Raw genomic sequence first — 17,976 nt, 5'->3', positions numbered from 1 at the left:
GGAGGCCCCCTGCACCGGCTCGCTCAGGCGAGTGCCGGCCAGACCGGAGAGGAGCCGCCAGGGTTGCCAGCCCTCGATCCAGTCGCGGGCCGGAGCGGCGGCCATGGCCCGCTGCAGTGGGGCCGAGGGCATCGCCAGGGCGGTGAGCTGCTCCAGACGAGCATGGGGAAGCCCCCGGGCCGACTGCTGCCGGTCGAGCACCGCCAGGTTCTGCCCCCACCAGGCCCAGGCACCGGACTGGCTGCGGGCGCCGGCCAGGGAGGCCTGCAGCTGGCGATCGCCACGACCGTCCGCCAGGCTCAGCCGGGTCCACACCTGCACCGGGTCGGTACCACGGGAGGCGAGTGTCAGAGGCGCCATCACCAGCCCCTGCCGCTCAAGATCGGCCGCCAGGTCGGCGAGAGCGGGTCGGTCGGCCGCTGTGCCCAGCACCCAGCCATCGGCGGTCTCGCTCCAGAGCAGGGGACCGGCATCACGGGTCGCCACCAGGGCCGGCAACCACTCCTCGTCTGATGACCCGGCCAGGGGTGCCAGCGCCGGCGCCAGCGGTGAGGCCAGCAGGCTGGCCGGGTTCTGCAGCAGCAGCAGCTGGCGCGAGGAACCCCGCAGCTGGTTCAGCGGTCCCTCGGGTTCGGCCGGATCGAGCTGCAGGCCCGGCTCCTTCCAGCCCAGCAGGGCATCCACCACCAGAGCGGTGCCCTGGGGCCGCAGGGCGGCCACCAGATCCGTGACACGGCTGTCATCGGCGAGGGAGGCCGGCAGGCCCAGCCAGCGCTGCAGAGCCTCGGGCCGGGCCTGCACCACAACCACGCCCCGTTCAAGCTGCTGCAGCTGCTGCTGAAAGCGGGAACTGGCGGCCTGGTTGAGTTCATCGATCTGGGAGACGTCGAGCGCCTGCTCCAGCACGCCACGGCCCGATCCGATCAGGACCAGGTCATCGTCGATCAGGGCCGTGGCCAGGGGGGCGGGCTCCTGCCCCAGCAGGGCTCCGCGGCCGCTGATCAGGCCCATGCCGCGGTAGCGGCTGATCTGCAGGTCGGTGCCCGCCAGGCTGCGGGTCTGCCAGAAGCGCTGCAGGAAACGGCGAGCGCCCTGGTCATCGCGGCTGCGCAGGGCCAGCAGCCAGCCTGTGTCGCCGGGATCGGCGCCGGTCTCCAGCAGGGCGAGGGTGATCTCGGGGCCGAGCCACTCGGCCAGTTCACCGCTGTAATCGATTCCGGCAGCCGCGAAGGCGCCATCCCGCAGGCGCGCCACAGCCTCGGCTGATGGTCGGCGCTGGCGGGTGGGGGCAACGGCGCGGGCGTAGTCGACCGGTTGGTTGCCATCCGCCAGCAGGTAGAGGGCCAGGGGGGCGGAGCGGGGCACAAAGCGGGCTGACAGCGGCACCACCAGGGGCTGACGCTGGAGCTGGAGGGGGCTGCGCTGCCAGACGAGCCACCAGCCCGCCAGGCCGAGACTCAGCAGCAACACCGCCACCAGCAGCACGACCGCCAGGAAGGGGCGGGCCTTCATGCGCCCTACGCAAGGTGGCCCCATCTTGATGCCAAGCCCCTACCTTGACCGCCCACTCCCCCACGCCATGGCCTCCGCCAGCCCGAGCTCCCTCAGCGCCAGCGAGCTGCAGCAATGGCTGCAGGCGGAACGCCCCCTGCAACTGGTGGATGTGCGGGAGGACCAGGAACTGGCGCTGGCCCGGTTATCCCATCCCACGGTGCACCTACCACTCAGCCGCTCCCAGGAGTGGCTGGCGGAGCTGCCGCAGCGGCTCGATCCGGAGGCCGACATCGTTGTGCTCTGTCATGCCGGCGTGCGCAGCTGGCAGTTCGGCTGCTGGTTGATGGAGACACAGGGCTATGAGCGGGTCTGGAATCTGCGGGGGGGCATCGACGCCTGGAGCGTGCTTGTGGATCCCAGCGTGCCCCGCTACTGATCTCCAGTCTGGCGCAGGCGCTGGAAGCTCTCTAAGCTCAACGCCACTCTGACCGGGTCCGTGCCGGCCCCTTCCCGTGGACAGCCTGCCCCGCCGCCAACAGCAGGTGCTTCAAGCCACGGTGAGGCACTACGTCGACACGATGGAGCCGGTGGGAAGCAGCACCCTGGTGCGTCGCTTCGGCCTCCCCGCCAGCCCGGCCACGGTGCGATCGGCCATGGGCGCCCTGGAACAGCGGGGCTTGCTGACCCAGCCCCATACCTCCGCCGGCCGTATCCCCAGCGAGCGGGGCTACCGCACCTATGTGGATCAGCTGCTGCCGGCCCCCGGTGCGGCTGCCCTGCAACTGGAGCGTGAACTCACCGGCCTCAGCCTTCAGTGGGCCAGCCTGGACGACCTGCTGCGTCACCTCGGCCGGCGGCTGGCCGATCTCACCGGGCTGCTCAGCCTGATCACCCGGCCGCAACGGGCCGAGCCGCGGCTCCAGGCGATCCGGCTGATGGGCAGCCACGATCGCCTGCTGGTGTTTCTGGTGCAGGCCCCGGCGGTGGCCACCAGCCTCAACGTGCGCCTTCCGGGCGAAACGGAGCTGGAGTTGCCTGTGCTGGAGCGCTGGGCCAATCAGCAACTGCGCCGGCCGGGGGAGCCCGGCATCTCCTGGGAGCAGTTGCCGCGCGAGCTGCAGCGCAGTGGCCGGGTGCTGCGCCAGGCCCTGGCCAGCCGTGCCAGCAGCGATGCCGATGATGCTGATAACGCCCTCGCGATCGGACTGGGGGGATTGCTTGGACAGCCGGAATTCAGCCGCACCGCCAGCCTGCGGCCACTTGTGCAACTGGTAGAAGAGCGGCCGCGGCAGGTGCTCGGCCCTGAAGGGGATGCGATCTGGATCGGCCGCGAACACCCCCACGTCGCCCTGCATGACTGCGCCGTGGTGCAGGCCAGTTATCGCAGCGGCGACGGTGGCCTGGGCCATGTTGCCCTGATCGGACCGATGCGGATGGCGTACGCCACGGCTCGGGCGACAGTCCGATCGGTAGCCTCGATTCTGCAACGCCTGCTCAGCTGAGGGCTGCGGCTGCCGGATGGACCCTGCCCGCCCCTCTTTCCTCCCGACCCCGGAATGACCTATTGCGTCGGCTTTCTTCTCGATTCGGGGCTGGTCTTCGCATCTGATTCCCGGACCAACGCCGGGGTGGATTACATCTCCACCTACAGCAAGATGCACGTGTTTCAGCCGGCAGAAGACCGGTTGTTCGTGCTCCTGGCCGCCGGCAACCTCGCCACCACCCAGGCGGTGCTGAACCGGATCCACCGTGATCTGCTGGCCAAGGGCGTGAGCACCCCCCCTGGCGTGGGCAGTGGCCCAGCGGTGGGCATCGGCTCCAGCCTGATGCAGCAACCGAGCCAACCACCGCAGGAAACGGAGGTGTTCGCCGATTCCTGCCCCATCAGTCCTGATGCGGCAACCGGCTCCACGGCACCGGCTGCCGGACCGCTCGCTGCCTGGGCTTCTGATTTCGCCTCGGTGACCAGCTCCGTCAAAGCCGGGAACCCGTCCTCCCGGGCGGCAGCGGACTGGGAGGGATTGGACCGGCAGGCAGTGGATCGCGCGGCAGTGGGTCGGGAGGGAGTGGATCGAGAGGCCGTGGGTCTGCGGGACTCATCCCTGCCCGACCTGCTCAGCGCCCGCTTCCTGTTTGAAGCGGCCGACTATGTGGGTCGCGTCAGCGTGGCGGTTCAGCAGGAATACGGCCATACCCTGCGGCAGTCGGGAGCCAGTGCCGAAGCCAGCTTCATCCTGGGCGGCCAGATCCGCGGTGACCGCCATGGCCTGGTTCTGATCTACCCCCAGGGCAACGCGGTGATGGCCACCCGCGAAACCCCCTTCCTGCAGATCGGTGAAAGCAAGTACGGCAAGCCTCCGCTTGATTTCGTGGGGCATTGCGGCCTGTCCCTGGAGGATGCGGCGAGGCTGTGCCTGATTTCCCAGATCATCACGCGACGCTCCAACCTCACGGTGGGCCCGCCGTTTGAGGTGGCCCTGATGCCCCGTGACGAGCTTCGGATCTCGCGCCGCATCAAGCTCTCCAAGGGGGCACCGGAGATCGGCCGCTCGATGGACATCTGGGCCCGCAGCATGCAGGACGGCCTGCGCCGCCTGCCGCGTTTCGCCTGGGAAGAGGATCCCCTCTGACTCAGCCCTCGAGCCTGCCGCCCAGCTTGTCGGCCACGGTGTTGACGTCTTTGTCGCCGCGGCCTGAGAGGTTGAGCACCACCTCCGTTCCGGGGGCAAGGGTGGGGCAGAGGGTCTCGAGCCAGGCGAAGGCGTGGGCGGTTTCGAGGGCCGGAATGATCCCCTCGAGTTCACACACCAACTGCAGCGCCCGCAGGGCTTCGGCGTCCGTCACGGCACCGTATTCGGCCCGGCCGATCTCCTTGAGGTAGCTGTGTTCGGGGCCCACTCCCGGGTAGTCGAGGCCGGCGCTGATCGAATGGGCCTCCTGGACCTGGCCTTCGCTGTCCTGCAGCAGCAGGCTCATGGCGCCATGCAGCACCCCGACGCGCCCTTCAGTGATCGTGGCGGCGTGGCGACCCGTGGCCACACCGTCGCCGGCGGCCTCCACCCCGATCAGGCGCACGGAGATGTCCTCCACGAAGGGGTGGAACAGGCCCATGGCATTGGAGCCCCCGCCCACGCAGGCGATCAGCACGTCCGGCAGGCGACCGAAGGCCTCCTGGCACTGCGCCTTCGCCTCCCGGCCGATGCAGGCATGGAAGTCGCGCACCAGCATCGGATAGGGGTGCGGCCCCGCCACCGAGCCGAGGATGTAGTGGGTCGTCTCCACGTTGGTGACCCAGTCGCGGATGGCCTCGCTGGTGGCGTCCTTGAGGGTGGCGGTACCCGCGGTGACGGGTTGCACGGTCGCCCCCAGCAACCGCATGCGGAAGACGTTCAAAGCCTGGCGGCGCATGTCTTCGGCGCCCATGTAGATCACACACTCCAGGCCGAAGCGGGCACAGACGGTGGCGGTGGCCACGCCATGCTGGCCGGCGCCGGTCTCGGCGATGATCCGTTGCTTGCCCATGCGCAGGGCCAGAAGTGCCTGCCCTAGGGCGTTGTTGATCTTGTGGGCGCCGGTGTGGTTGAGGTCTTCCCGCTTCAGCCAGAGGCGCGGACCGCCTTCGGGACGGGCGTAGTGGGCCGTGAGTCGTTCGGCCTCGTAAAGGGGCGTGGGCCGGCCCACGTAGGTGCGCAGCAGGTGATTCAGCCGATCGGTGAAGCCTGGATCGGCCCAGGCTTCGGCCGCCGCCTGCTCCAGTTCCGCCAGGGCCGGCATCAAGGTTTCGGGCACGTACTGGCCGCCATACCGCCCGAAGCGACCGGCCGGGGTGGGCCGTGCCGACGGGTCGAGGGCCGTGGCATCGGGCTGCCCCGGGGCTGGGGTCTGCGCTGACAGGGTGCTGGTCACCGGCGGCTGGACGGGGTGATCCCAGCGTAGGAAGCCGTGCTCAGGGCGGTGGCGGCGGCGCCACCGGCCAGCCGGGCGGTTCATCGATACGCAGCCAGTCCGGCTCGAGGGTGCAGTCGGCTGCTCCGGACACGGAGGAACGGAGGCTGTCGGGTCGCAACGGCGCCTTGCGGCAGAGAGCGGCGGCAGGTTCGCCCTGCAGGCCGATCCGCAGCATTTCCAGCTGCAGGGGGGGAAGATCCACGGTGGGGGCGTTGGCGGAGTGGAAGGGCGGTGCGCTGGAGTGGGTGGTAGCGAAGGATGGAGCCATGGCCAAGGGGGGCTGGACCGAATTCAGCAGTGGCGGCAGCCGGCCGGAAAGCCTGCAGCGCGCTGGTGCGGGGGATGCCGCCGCCCAGCCACGTGCCCAGCAGCGGGTGCGGGTGCAACGCACCAAAGCGGGCAAGGGCGGCAAGCTGGTGACCGCCATCACCGGGCTGGAGATCGGCGAGGCTGAAAGCAGGACCCTGCTGAAGCAGCTGAAGGCCTCCGCCGGTACCGGCGGCACCCTCAAAGATGGCGTGATCGAACTCCAGGGCGATCAGGTGGCCGCGGCTCTTTCCGCCCTTGAGCAGGCTGGTTTTCGGCCGAAGCAGGCAGGGGGATGACGCGAGCAGGGCCCCTAGGGTTGTGAGATCTCAGAGATTCCGCTGTCTTACCGATGCAACTCTCGATGGTTGATGCGTCGGTGCTGCCGCTGACGCGGACGCTGACCAATCTCGCCGCCGTGCTCGCCAAGGGGCAGGCCCACGCGGAAGCCCACAGCATCGATCCGGCGGTGCTGCTGCAGAGCCGCCTCTATCCCGACATGTTCCCCCTGGTGCGTCAGGTGCAGATCGCCTCGGACATCGCCCGCCGAGGGGTCGCCCGGCTGGCCGGATCCGAAGCGCCAGCGGTGGAGGACAGCGAAACCAGTTTCGCCGAACTGATCGAGCGGCTGCAGCACACGATCGCCTTCATCGAAAGCGTGCCGACGGAACAGCTGAACGGCTCGGAAGAACGGCTGATCACAGTGCCGATCGGCCGCGATCAGACGATCACGATGCCGGGCTGGCCCTTTCTGAGCAGCTTCGTGCTGCCGAACGTCTATTTCCACGTCACCACCGCTTACAACATCCTGCGCCACAACGGTGTGGTCCTCGGCAAGCGCGATTTCCTGGGCGCATCCTGAAATCTTCGCCTCCAGCCCATTGCCATCGACACGATGCCTCTCCATGGGGTGGGCAAGGGTCCTGAGGCGCCCAGGCCAGGCTCAGATCTGAACGGCCACCGACACCTCCGCCAGGGAAACGGCGCCTGGATCGGAGTGGCCGACGCTCCTGGCGCCATGGGATCGGGCTCGACCCAGTCGGGGCAACAGCTCGGCTGTGGCCTGGGCAGCATGCACTGCGCAGCTGGCCGCCTCAGACCAGGCCCTGGCAGCCGACTCCCCTTGGGCGATACCGCTGCTCAACCGTTCCGAGAAAGGGATCAGGGCATCGACCAGGGTCTTGTCGCCAGCCTGGGCCTTGCCGAGATTCCGAATGGCGCCAAGAGCGGCGGCGACGGCTCCGGCCAGGGCGGTTGGATCCAATCGATCCGCCGCGGCGAGGGCATTGCCGGCAGCCGCCAGACCAATGCCCCAGAGGGCACCGGAGCTGCCGCCGCCCTGCTCAGACCAGGCCTCTCCGGCTTCCAGCAAGACACGGGCCACGCTGCCCTGGTCGTCCACCGCCCGCTGGGCAGCAGCCACCGCCCCACCGACGCCCCGCACCATGCCCAGGCCATGGTCGCCGTCTCCTGCGATGGCATCGAGCTGGCCCAGCTCCTGGTGGCTCGCCTCCAACGCTGCCTGGGCCTTCTGGAGGCCCTCCAGCACCCGACGGGCCCAGATCAGCTGATCCCCCTGGCCAGCTGGACTGTCGCGCGCTGATGCCGGCGGAATCGGGGCAGGAGCGTCTGCCTCCCGTTCCGGAGCGGTCGTCGGGCCGAGTGTCGGATGGCCGCGTTGGAAAGCAGCGCTGTAGGCTGGGGCTTGCCAGAACGGCTCGAGCTCATCGTCGAGCCAGAAGAGACTGAGAGACAGCCCGGCCATCTCCAGGCTGGTGACCAGTTCGCCACATTCGGCATCGACGATCCGCACGCCCCTGGCCTCAAGATTGCTTGCCACCGCATCGAAGAGGCTGAACAGCTCCTCATATTTGAACCCGCCCAACCCGTTGAGCAGCACCACCACCCGAGCCTCCTGGGGCGGTATGTCATCCGGGCTTTCCGCCAGAAGCGCAGCCACCAGCAGCTCCGCCAGTCCGGCAGCGTCGGGGAGAGGACGCTCCTCCAGCCCCGGCTCGCCGTGCACGCCCAGCCCCACGGCCATGCGGCCCGCCGGCACAGAGAACAAGGGAGACTCCGCCCCCGGCAGGGTGCAGCCGCTGAAGGCCACACCGAGGGTTCGGGTGCGGGCATTGGTCCGCCGGGCCAGCCTCTCCACCGCATCCAGGTCCAGGCCTGCTTCGGCAGCCGCACCGGCCACCTTGTACACCGCCAGCCCGCCGGCAATGCCACGGCGCTGATTCATGGCGGAGGGCGGGGCACTGGCGATGTCATCACTCACCGCCACAATGCGCACGTCGTGGCCCTCGGAACGCAGGCGTTCCGCCGCCAGGCCGAACTGCAACATGTCGCCGGTGTAATTCCCGAAAGTGAGCAGGAAACCAGCGCCCCGATTCACCTCACGGCTCACACTGACGATCTGGCCAGCCGACGGCGACGCGAAGATGTTGCCGCAGGCGGCACCGGCGGCCATGCCCATCCCGACAAAGCCCATGAACGCGGGATAGTGGCCGGACCCACCGCCGGTCACCACGGCCACCCGTCCCCTGACGAGGCCTGAGGCACGCACGACACCACCCGCCACGGCCCGCACCCGGCGGCGATTCGCAGCCACGAACCCAGCCTTGGCCTGTACCGCAAAGCGGCCGGGATCGGTGATCAGGTGCGTCATGCTCTGAGACCCCGAATGGGGCCGTCCGGATCGTCAGCATCAGCATGGACCCTGCTGCTGTTGCGGCCCAGGAGTTTCATGACAGCGTCATGCTGTACCACCCATCTCACTACCCAGGACCATCGGGACGGTGCCGAACGCCGCGGTCACTCACAGGCCGTGAGGCCGTCGTAGCGACCGTGGCGGGGGTGGGCAGGATGATCACGGCCGGCAGCGACGTAGAGCCGCTGGAGGATCAGAGAGGGGACTGGCTCAAACAGGCCTAGATGGCGAAGGTAGGAAATGAGGGCATGAACCATCCGGCAGCTCACACAGGTCGACCTCATTCCAATCAGACCATCGGACGACGTCTGTATGAAAATCATCCAAAAGGCCTGGTGAAATCCAGATCTGTAGTGATTGATGCCAGCAAGACGCGTCGATCAATCGATAGTCAGGAGTTCGCAACTGACATCAGGCCATGATCCAATGGCACGGCCTGATGCGGTAGCGGACATCACGACAACCGTTGTTCATGACTGCGAACCAAGACACAATGATCTCTGCATTGCTGGCTGCCAAAAAAGCCAAGGGAATGAGCTTTGCCGACCTGGGCGCCAAGCTGGGCCGCGACGAAGTCTGGGTAGCCTCCCTGTTTTATCTCCAGGCCACCGCCTCGGCGGACGAGGCAACCCAACTGGGTGAGCTGCTGGACCTGGATGCGGAAATCATCGCTGCATTGCAGGATTTCCCTACCAAGGGATCGCTGGATCCGGTGATTCCCACTGATCCATTGATCTATCGTTTTTACGAGATCATGCAGGTGTACGGCATGCCACTCAAGGATGTGATCCAGGAGAAGTTTGGCGATGGCATTATGAGCGCGATCGACTTCACCTTGCACGTGGACAAAGAAGCCAATCCCGCCGGGGACCGAGTGAAGATCACCATGTGCGGCAAGTTCCTGCCTTACAAGAAGTGGTGATCCAGGCGCTGCGCGTGCCCACCGGCCGAATCAGCCAGTAACGAAAAAGGACCCGTCGCAATGCGACGGGTCTGATCGTTGGAGACCTTGCTGATTGTTGAAAGCCGTTGAGAAAGTCGACTTTTAAATCAGCTTACCCAGATCATCAACGGGCGCCAAGCTCGGCAGCCAACTCACGCTCAAGCTTCTCATCATGCACCGTGGGCAGCACATTGCTGACCGTTGTGCGATGGGTGCTGTAGAAGAGCATACCGATGAACACCATCCCACCAACAATATTTCCCATGGTGACAGGCAGGTAATTCCAAAATGCAATCTGTCCGAAACTTACGCCAGAGCCCAGAAGAGGCCCCGTGGTGTGCAGGAACATGTTGACCACAATATGTTCCATGCCGAGAGCCTGGAACGCCGTGATTGGCAGCCAGCAGGCAAGGATCTTTCCAGGAACACTTTTGCTGACGAGCGCCAGTGTGACACCAAGGCAGACCAACCAGTTGGCAATAAGGCCTCGGACAAAGGCAAGAAAGAAACCAAGGACACCGAGGGACTGATACTTGACGATCACGTTGGCTTTATTCAGGCCGATGATCTTGTTGGCGACCGCAACCCAATCCCCTGACCCTGCAACCAGATCTGCAGTTCCACCACTTGTGAGGCTGATGGCAAACAGGATGCCCACCAGGCCTGTACCGAGGAAATTGCCGATCCAGACCCAGATCCAGTTCCGGATGGTTTTGCTCCAAGTGGTCTTACCTGCCCAGACCGCCATAGGAAGCAAGGCAAAGTTACCGGTGACCAGTTCCATGCCGAACAACACGATACTGGCGAATCCGAAAGGAAAGATCAGAGACCCGATCCACGGTATTCCGGTCTGAACCATGATCGTGAGGGCAAGGCACAAGGCCAGACCGAGAACGGATCCGGAGTAGAAACCTCGCAGCAACAGATTCTTGATGCTGACGCCGGATTTCTTGCCGCCGGCAGCAATCATGCCGTCAACGAGTTCATTTGGTAAGACGTAATCCATCTTTGAGGTGCTACTGAATTGGAACTGGGAACGAAAGAGTTAGGCGCCTCAGCCACGGATGGCGTTGATGAAGCAACCGATCAGCCCACTACCTGGACGGTGGCCTGCCTGGACAACCCTGTCGGGTGCCATGAAGTGATGGCCATGGGAAGAGAAAAAGCAGCTGTGGAATCAAGTTGGCGCCAACTAAGCAGAGCCTGCCGGTAGGGCCCCAGGGGAATGGACGATGAGACTACGCCTCAGTCAAGATGTCCAGCCAGAGGGAGCACTTCAACAGGGAAGGTACTGGAACAAGACAGACGACGAAGAAGCGAGAAGCATTCACTGCCCCGAGGGGTGGACGCAATAACGTCCAATGTTGACCTGTCGGAAACAAGCGAGGTCAACGGAACTTGTATAGGTGCTGCCAGAACGAAGTGTTGTGACAGATGCTACAGAAGATCAATCCTGGCTGCCCAGGGGCTTCGGAGCTCGTGGCACAACCGTGCTGATCGTCTCCCATAGAGGTGCCGGCCTGAAAAGTCACAGAGTGGGCAATGTGTGCGCAGCGCCGCTTCCCCATCAAGCATTCCGAGCCCGTCGCGTTAAAGGCTTGTCAGCGATCTGACGGCTGCGACGAGGTCCTGATTCCCTTGATAGACAGATGAATGTGGACATGGGGAGAGTGAACACCCTGAGCTTTTCAACGACAAGACCGCGTCGGCCAGATCATGGCCGGGGTGAATTTCCTGCATGGCTGATCTCTCCAAAATGGTTGACTCTGGGCTTCATCCAACCTCGATTCCCAGCCCACGCACAGCTCACCCCCGGACTGGGAATGCTCCAGCAGTGAGTCACTGGCATCAGTGCATTTCAGAGGTCTTTCGGTCGAAAGTCCAGACCGAATCCGAAGCGAGTCTCACGGGCCCTGCAACGTGGCCATCCCGATCACCCGCGCCTCAAGCCATCCATTCCACCAAGCCTCCACCTGGGTGCCGCCGGTCCGGATGGATGATCAGGGCCTCTCCCGCCACAGGCGGGAGGCTTGCCGCTCTTCCAGCCCTCCCCCATGCTTCGCCTCGCCCAAGCCCTCGACAGCCAGCTGTGTGCGGCAATGGAGCGGGCGTTTCCGCAGGCCGCCGCCGAGGCCCGTGCAGATGGCCGGCGCCTGGATCCCCAGTTGGCAGCGGCCAGCAAGCCCGAATTCGGTGATTTCCAGGCCAACGGCGCCCTGCCCCTGGCCAAGCCCCTGAAGCAGCCGCCCCGTACCATCGCCACGGCGATCGTGAACGAACTGGCGGCGGATCCAGCCTTCGCGGAACTCTGCCTGGAGCCCCAGATCGCCGGGCCCGGCTTCATCAACCTCACCCTGCGCCCTGAGCGGCTCACGGCCGAGGTGGCGGCCCGTCTTGGGGACCCCCGCCTGGGCGTTCCCGCGGCTGCGGAGGTGGGCGGAGGCCAAGGCGGCAGCGATCAAGGCTGCGGAGCACCGGCGGCTCCGGTGGTGGTCGACTTCTCCAGCCCCAACATCGCCAAGGAGATGCACGTGGGCCATCTGCGCTCCACGATCATCGGCGACTGCCTGGCCCGGGTGCTGGAGTTCCGCGGCCACCCGGTGTTGCGCCTCAACCACGTGGGTGACTGGGGCACCCAGTTCGGCATGCTGATCACCCACCTCAAGCAGGTGGCCCCCGAGGCGCTGATCACCGCCGATGCGGTGGACTTGGGCGATCTGGTGGCCTTCTATCGCCAGGCCAAGCAGCGCTTCGACGACGACCCCGTCTTCCAGGCGACGTCCCGCGAGGAGGTGGTGAAGCTGCAGGGGGGAGATCCGGTCTCGCTGAAGGCCTGGGGCCTGCTCTGCGACCAGAGCCGCCGGGAATTCCAGAAGATCTACGACCGGCTCGACATCCGCCTCAGCGAACGGGGCGAATCCTTCTACAACCCCTATCTCGAGGCCGTGGTGAGCGACCTGGAAGCCACCGGTCTGCTGGTGACCGACGACGGCGCCGGCTGCGTGTTCCTGGAGGGGGTGAGCGGCAAGGACGGAAAGGCCCTGCCGGTGATCGTGCGAAAAAGCGATGGCGGCTTCAACTACGCCACCACCGACCTGGCGGCCATCCGCTATCGCTTTGCCGAGCCCCCGGCCGGCGATGGCGCCCGCCGCGTGATCTACGTGACGGATGCGGGCCAGGCCAGCCATTTCGCCGGCGTGTTCCAGGTGGCCCGGCGCGCCGGCTGGATCCCCGCAGACGGCCAGCTGGAGCATGTGCCCTTCGGCCTGGTACAAGGGGACGACGGCAAGAAGCTCAAGACCCGTGCGGGCGACACCGTGCGTCTGCGGGATCTGCTCGATGAAGCGGTGGAGCGGGCCGAGGCGGATCTGCGACGCCGTCTGGCCGAGGAGGGGCGCCAGGAGGAGGAGAGCTTCATCGCCCATGTCGCCACCACCGTGGGACTGGCGGCGGTGAAGTATGCCGACCTCAGCCAGAACCGGACCACCAACTATCAGTTCAGCTTTGATCGGATGTTGGCGCTGCAGGGCAACACTGCCCCCTATCTGCTCTATGCCGTGGTGCGGATCGCCGGCATCGCCCGCAAGGGCGGCGACCTGGCGGGCCAGGCGGAGGCCTCCAGCCTGCAGTTCAGTGAGCCTCAGGAGTGGGCCCTGGTGCGAGAACTGTTGAAGTTCGACGCGGTGGTGGCCGAGGTGGAGCAGGAGTTGCTGCCCAACCGGTTGTGCAGTTATCTCTTTGAACTCAGCCAGGTGTTCAACCGCTTCTATGACCAGGTGCCGGTGCTCAAGGCTGAGGAAGCCGCCCGCCCTGGACGCCTGGCGCTCTGCCGCCTCACGGCCGACACCCTGCGGCTGGGGCTGGGGCTGCTCGGCATTCCCACCCTGGAGCGGATGTGAGCGCTCCTGGCAGCAGGTCATCCGGCCTTTCCCAGCGGCGACCGATCGGCGCAGGAGCCGAAGCTGCCGCGGAGATGGGGTTCATCGAGAGGCAGGGGTCCGTCACCTGCCTGCGGCGTCGTTCGGCCATGGGACTCCAGAATCCTTGCCTCCATGGCCATGGTCAGCCGATCACTCCTGAATCGATCACCACACGGCCCGCAAGAGCAATCTGAGCAATGATGCGTTCAGACAGTGTTCCCCAGATGATCGGGATCGAGACGATCCAGAGGGGCAAGTCCTGCCCCTACGGCACAACGAACAGCGAGCTCACATCGGGTCTGATTGTGCGCATCGGTGGCAGCCGAAGCACTGTTCGTCTTGAGCGCGAGACCAGGCATCGTGGCAGTCAGTGATCAGCTCTTCGGGAGTTGGATCAAGGCCGAACGCCCAGGCTCGGAACCGGCACGCCCGTGATGGGCGTGAGCTTCAAGGCGGATTGACACCGCCATCAGCGGCATCCGCCGGTTGAAGCGGCGGCACCCCCATCGCCGCTCGCAGCTCCTCCAGCGGCTCATCCACGTGCTCCCAGAAGTTCCAGGGAGGGTTGAACGTGTCGCCACTGGTGACATCGCCGCGGTTCCACGCCACCCAGAACTTGCGCGCATCCAGAGCTCCCGTGGCGCTGCCGGCAGGCTCCACGAGCGGCACGCCCAGGTGCCAGCTCACGATCACCGGCAGGATGTGCCCAGCCAGCGCCTCCACTGGGTGCATACCGGCAGTGAATGTGCTCACCAGCAGCTCCCCCTGCGGCGACGTGCCGTAGCCCGAAAGCAGGTGGGCGGCATCATGGGGCGTGGTGAAGGCTTCGGCCACTGCCTCCTCCATCCCAGCAAAAGGGAAACCGTTGACGCGGTAGAAGTCGTGAAAGGCCCGCCCGAAGGTCCCGGGTGGCTTCGCAGCCAGCGCCTCATAGCGCTGGCTGAGTTCCGGAGCCGACGCATCCCGGTAGGGCAGCAGCCACTCACCGAAGCTCGCCACGTCCTCCACCCACTCGCCGGTAATGCTGGCCCGGTTGCGGCGCAGCATGTCGGCCCGCGCCAGCCCCAGCTCGCCCTGCACCAGCGACTGCAGATCGCGGACTGCCGGCTCCTCGACCCCGAGGGCCTCGGCATAGGCAGCCACCCGCTCGGCCGCAGCGGGCGACACCTGCCCATCCACCGTGGCGATCACCACCAGCGGCACGATCACCTCGCTCCCCCGCTCCCCCAGACCCTCGGCCAGCTGGGCCGGCGAAACGCGCTCAAGGCTGTGGAGATCCAGTCCGGTACCGATCCGGAACACCAGCAGCGCCGCCGAACGCAAGGCACTGCGATCGAGGGCGGTGAGTTCACCATCGCCAGCCCGGGCCACCTCCGCCATCGCGCCAAGGATCAGCCTGGCCTGCTGCTCACTGCCATCGAAAATCACCGGCCACTCCCCTGCCGTGGATCACACCATCCTCAGGCGGGAACCGTCGCTCGGCAATGCAGAAAACGGAGCGCCGGAGCTGGCGATGGTTCAGGGATGGGCAGGTAGTGATCACGGCAACGGTTTGAACTGATCCTGGGGCTCAGAGACTGGCTGCCCGGGCTGGATCAAGACATGACCTGAGCCGCCAGTGGCGATTCGGGGCAGGAGGAACTGGCCGTGGACTGGCTGAGGATCTGCAGCTGTTCGCTGAAGATCGCGCAGAACATGAGCACGAGCCCAAGGCCCTGCAAGCCCCTCAGCCGGAGCAGGATCCGAAGCGTCATCCCAGCGCCTGAATACAGCCAGACCAGCAGGAGGGAGAACAGCAGAGAATTGGACAAGCCACTCTGTCAGCTCTCCATTAGGTCTTGATGCCAATCTTGATCAGACAAGATCCGGAGTATTTCGCATGCACCTCGCTGGAATTCGTCGTTCACATGCCCAATCAATACCTGGCGACCTGCTGCACGCAGGGCCTCAAGACTCCTCTCTAGAAATGGCGAAACCACACCTCCCAAGGCAAGCAGGGGAAACACCCTGACTTCCGTGGCGACTCGGCATAGCTCAAGCAGCGAAGAATGGTGAAATGCTTCACCCAGCTGTCGGCTGCACAAGAAAAGAAGGTGCGAACAAAGGGTCAAGTCAAATCCGCGATCAGGAAACGGAAGAGAGGCAATTCTACGTCTTGATACCGGCCCTCAACCTAACCAGCAGCATAATCATACAAGAACTCGTGCATCGCGACCATGCGCACTCGCCCAAGATCCTGAACTGATGTGATTGCACCTCATCGAAACTCATCCTGGTTCTGCCTGACCTGATCAATCACATGCTCATAGGTCGCCGCGATACGGGACTCGATATCGGCCTTGTCGAACCTATAGATTGGATCGAAAGACAGAATCCTTGCACCTTGCCTGGTTGCCTCAGCATTGAAGCTTAATGGTCTATCCCCGCAGCCAAGGATTCGAACCGCCATGTCGGCATCAGCCAGCGAAGACATGGCAGTGTAATCGCTAAGCGAACGCCCCCATGGAACGACCTGATGCAGGTCGGACATAGCGCCTCAGATGAATAGCTGACGACTGAGCCAAGCTGCACGCGACGTAAGATTGCTCTCAACGTTATAGCAGCCAGAACTATGCGCCTGCCTACTATTGAGGACCTCCTGATCAAACAAGAACCAGCCCAAGGGCAGCAAAGTGGAAAGCCCGATGTAGCAGATGAGCTTCCGCTCTCAATGCTCCAGACACGAAGAGTTGCTCAGGGTGGGCCGCCTCAGCGCAGCCGCCGAACACTGGCCATCACCTGGCCGCAGAAGGCCGAAGCCGAAGGATCACCCAAGGGGGTAGGCAATCTGCGGTGGCGAGGCAGGTGAATGGCCGTAGGTGCCGATGGAATGAAAACGGCGCACCATAGCAATCCGCTGATCCGGGTTAGGCAGAGCTAGGCGTTGCTCCCATAAAACTGCGCGAAGCTCGGGCCCACATTCAGATTCTTTGATCGTAGCAAATCCATGTCGTTGATAATATGGTCCGTTCCATGGCAAGTGTGCGTAGGTTGTGAGCCAGAGGGATCGACCACCACTCCATGATATTGCATGATTTAGCAGCGAAGTCCCAACACCACATCGCATGTTTCTTGGTAGTACAGCAAGCTGATCGAGATAAGGTTCTCCATCGACAATGCTGAACGTAGCAAATCCTATCGGGATGTCTTGGCAGTTAACCGCTACATGAGCACGCCCTTCTTCGATAGCATTAGCCCACCGGAGTGATTCGGCTACGACGAAGGGGTGTTCCTTGTCTAAGGCAATATCGAGTCCTGCCTCAGCAAAGAGCCCAGTCGCTTGATCGTCGATTGCGACAATCTGCTGCAATTCATCAGGACGGGCAGAGCGCAATGAGAATTCAGCCAAGCTCTGTGCTCCATTCCAATGGCTTGCAGGTGGCACTACCGGGCGCCTAACGTTCCGCAGAACAGACTGGCAATGCAGCACATCAGAATTGCCAGTCGGAGTTGATGCGATTCTTAGCATGAGAGTTATTCGCTCGGCACCTCTCTCCGCTGGGCTTAGTCATTGCCGATCGCTTCAAGAAGCGCACTGGCCGCAAGCTTTCCGAGCGCGTTGCCGGCAAGAGGGCTATCCCCGGTAAGCATCATTCGATCCTGACATAATGCGCCGGAGATATCATGATTCACTATCTCGAATCCGATTGCCTTCAGCTTTTCACCAAACTTCCATGTCAGATGACCCGGCATATAGCCGATGCCAGGGGTCTGAGCATCCAGATCATCAGGGAAGGCGCAGATCTTGTAACCGGCAAAAGGTGAATTGTCTCCAGCGGCAAGAAAAGCAGCAGGACCATGACATAGGGAGACAATCAATTTGTTGTTCGTCATGGCCCATTCAAGGGCGGCTGTCATGTCCTTGCTTTCAGGCAAGCCAATCAAGGCACCATGACCACCGGGGATAAAGATAGCAATGTAGTCAGAATCAACACCGAGAGCCTTCTCCACGACGTCCGCAAGCTTCAACGGAATATTGAACTGATCACGGTACTTCGCAAACAATCCCATCACCTCCTCATCGTCGGTGGGCATCGCCCATAACTCAAACTTGACCGGGTCACCTGAAAGCGTCGCGATATCGAACTAGAAACCAGCCCTATCAAGATGATACATCGGCAATAGTGTCTCCACTGGGTGATTACCAGTCGAGAACATCGTGCCGTTGCCCGTCAGCAGGTAGCGTTCATCGGCTCCAACTACCAGAACCTTCCAGCGACCACCCGTGTAGCGACCTGGATAGTCGGCATCGCTCAGATTCGACTTGGTGGACGTGAATTGACTTAACGAATAGGGAGAAGGAAAGAAAGCGTTGTCCTCTGCAGGATCTCGAGTTGGGCGCTTAGCTTCTGATCGTGCATCTGCCATAGTTCTCTCCATGGCTTGCGGGTTAACGACAAGGTGCATGCTAACGACAAGATCACCTGAACGCAAGAATCTCTAGTGGAAGCCAAAGCTCTACAGGGGGCGTGTCAGGTATATCTTTACTTGATTACCCAGCTCGCTCCGTGCAGGCCATTTGTCCCGACTAGAGTGGTACGCAGATACTGTTCTGGCCATGGCGCGCAACGGCATCCAGTTCCAGAAGGGCCTGTCTCTGCCTGAGTTCCAGC

The 17,976-nt window shown here is 64.0% G+C and carries 17 protein-coding genes and 1 pseudogene; 7 read left to right on the top strand and 11 right to left on the bottom strand.

What is annotated here, in order from left to right; genetic code table 11:
- On the bottom strand, positions 1-1,512 hold a 1,512-nt coding region (locus VB716_RS11045; protein ID WP_323270499.1), incomplete at its 3' end, for a DUF3352 domain-containing protein.
- Positions 1,513-1,579: 67 nt separating this feature from the next.
- On the opposite strand from VB716_RS11045, the gene VB716_RS11040 reads away from it, so the two are divergent.
- The 3 genes and pseudogenes from VB716_RS11040 to VB716_RS17475 all read left to right on the top strand — a co-directional run.
- Complete coding sequence (locus VB716_RS11040; protein WP_197158564.1) at positions 1,580-1,930, top strand: rhodanese-like domain-containing protein; 351 nt, start codon at positions 1,580-1,582, stop codon at positions 1,928-1,930.
- Between the two features lie 76 nt (positions 1,931-2,006).
- Entirely contained in the window at positions 2,007-2,996 is a 990-nt protein-coding gene (locus tag VB716_RS11035; protein WP_231598050.1) for an HrcA family transcriptional regulator, read from the top strand.
- Positions 2,997-3,722: 726 nt separating this feature from the next.
- Positions 3,723-4,124: pseudogene (locus VB716_RS17475) on the top strand (20S proteasome subunit A/B); the annotation flags it as partial.
- Position 4,125: 1 nt separating this feature from the next.
- Here VB716_RS17475 and trpB read toward each other — a convergent pair.
- Both trpB and VB716_RS11020 read right to left on the bottom strand, forming a co-directional pair.
- The gene (trpB, locus tag VB716_RS11025; RefSeq protein WP_323250388.1) at positions 4,126-5,388 is read right to left on the bottom strand and encodes a tryptophan synthase subunit beta; all 1,263 of its coding nucleotides are present in this window, start codon (positions 5,386-5,388) and stop codon (positions 4,126-4,128) included.
- A 52-nt stretch (positions 5,389-5,440) separates the two neighbouring features.
- The gene (locus VB716_RS11020; RefSeq protein ID WP_197158563.1) at positions 5,441-5,710 is read right to left on the bottom strand and encodes a hypothetical protein; all 270 of its coding nucleotides are present in this window, start codon (positions 5,708-5,710) and stop codon (positions 5,441-5,443) included.
- On the opposite strand from VB716_RS11020, the gene VB716_RS11015 reads away from it, so the two are divergent.
- Complete coding sequence (locus VB716_RS11015; protein WP_197158562.1) at positions 5,709-6,047, top strand: translation initiation factor; 339 nt, start codon at positions 5,709-5,711, stop codon at positions 6,045-6,047. The genes VB716_RS11020 and VB716_RS11015 overlap by 2 nt on opposite strands.
- Positions 6,048-6,100: 53 nt before the next feature.
- On the top strand, positions 6,101-6,610 hold the full coding sequence (locus VB716_RS11010) for a DUF1993 domain-containing protein (protein WP_323270498.1): 510 nt from the start codon (positions 6,101-6,103) through the stop codon (positions 6,608-6,610).
- 81 nt (positions 6,611-6,691) lie between these two features.
- On the opposite strand, the gene VB716_RS11005 is transcribed toward VB716_RS11010, so the two are convergent.
- Positions 6,692-8,419 carry a dihydroxyacetone kinase family protein gene (locus VB716_RS11005; protein ID WP_323270497.1) on the bottom strand — a complete coding sequence of 576 codons (1,728 nt, stop codon included), beginning with the start codon at positions 8,417-8,419 and terminating at the stop codon, positions 6,692-6,694.
- 146 nt (positions 8,420-8,565) lie between these two features.
- On the bottom strand, positions 8,566-8,718 hold the full coding sequence (locus tag VB716_RS11000; RefSeq protein ID WP_197158559.1) for a hypothetical protein: 153 nt from the start codon (positions 8,716-8,718) through the stop codon (positions 8,566-8,568).
- 215 nt (positions 8,719-8,933) lie between these two features.
- Between VB716_RS11000 and cynS the strand changes: the two genes are divergently transcribed.
- Positions 8,934-9,383, top strand: coding sequence for a cyanase (gene cynS, locus VB716_RS10995; protein WP_197158558.1), 450 nt, complete (start codon positions 8,934-8,936; stop codon positions 9,381-9,383).
- 145 nt (positions 9,384-9,528) lie between these two features.
- Here cynS and VB716_RS10990 read toward each other — a convergent pair whose 3' ends face one another.
- Entirely contained in the window at positions 9,529-10,410 is an 882-nt protein-coding gene (locus tag VB716_RS10990; RefSeq protein ID WP_323270496.1) for a formate/nitrite transporter family protein, read from the bottom strand.
- A 1,048-nt stretch (positions 10,411-11,458) separates the two neighbouring features.
- Between VB716_RS10990 and argS the strand changes: the two genes are divergently transcribed.
- Entirely contained in the window at positions 11,459-13,303 is a 1,845-nt protein-coding gene (gene argS, locus VB716_RS10985; protein WP_323270495.1) for an arginine--tRNA ligase, read from the top strand.
- A 468-nt stretch (positions 13,304-13,771) separates the two neighbouring features.
- On the opposite strand, the gene VB716_RS10980 is transcribed toward argS, so the two are convergent.
- From VB716_RS10980 to VB716_RS10960, 5 genes are all read right to left on the bottom strand, one after another.
- On the bottom strand, positions 13,772-14,752 hold the full coding sequence (locus tag VB716_RS10980) for a hypothetical protein (RefSeq protein ID WP_323270494.1): 981 nt from the start codon (positions 14,750-14,752) through the stop codon (positions 13,772-13,774).
- Between the two features lie 829 nt (positions 14,753-15,581).
- Positions 15,582-15,854 carry a hypothetical protein gene (locus VB716_RS10975; protein WP_323270493.1) on the bottom strand — a complete coding sequence of 91 codons (273 nt, stop codon included), beginning with the start codon at positions 15,852-15,854 and terminating at the stop codon, positions 15,582-15,584.
- A gap of 276 nt (positions 15,855-16,130) precedes the next feature.
- Positions 16,131-16,712, bottom strand: coding sequence for a GNAT family N-acetyltransferase (locus VB716_RS10970; protein ID WP_323270492.1), 582 nt, complete (start codon positions 16,710-16,712; stop codon positions 16,131-16,133).
- A gap of 155 nt (positions 16,713-16,867) precedes the next feature.
- Positions 16,868-17,398, bottom strand: coding sequence for a hypothetical protein (locus VB716_RS10965; protein ID WP_323270491.1), 531 nt, complete (start codon positions 17,396-17,398; stop codon positions 16,868-16,870).
- Between the two features lie 51 nt (positions 17,399-17,449).
- Positions 17,450-17,770 carry a hypothetical protein gene (locus VB716_RS10960; RefSeq protein ID WP_323270489.1) on the bottom strand — a complete coding sequence of 107 codons (321 nt, stop codon included), beginning with the start codon at positions 17,768-17,770 and terminating at the stop codon, positions 17,450-17,452.
- Positions 17,771-17,976: the final 206 nt, after the last annotated feature.

The sequence above is a fragment of the Synechococcus sp. CCY9201 genome (assembly GCF_034931105.1).
Lineage (GTDB): Bacteria > Cyanobacteriota > Cyanobacteriia > PCC-6307 > Cyanobiaceae > CBW1002.
This window is presented reverse-complemented; position numbering and strand designations above follow the sequence as displayed.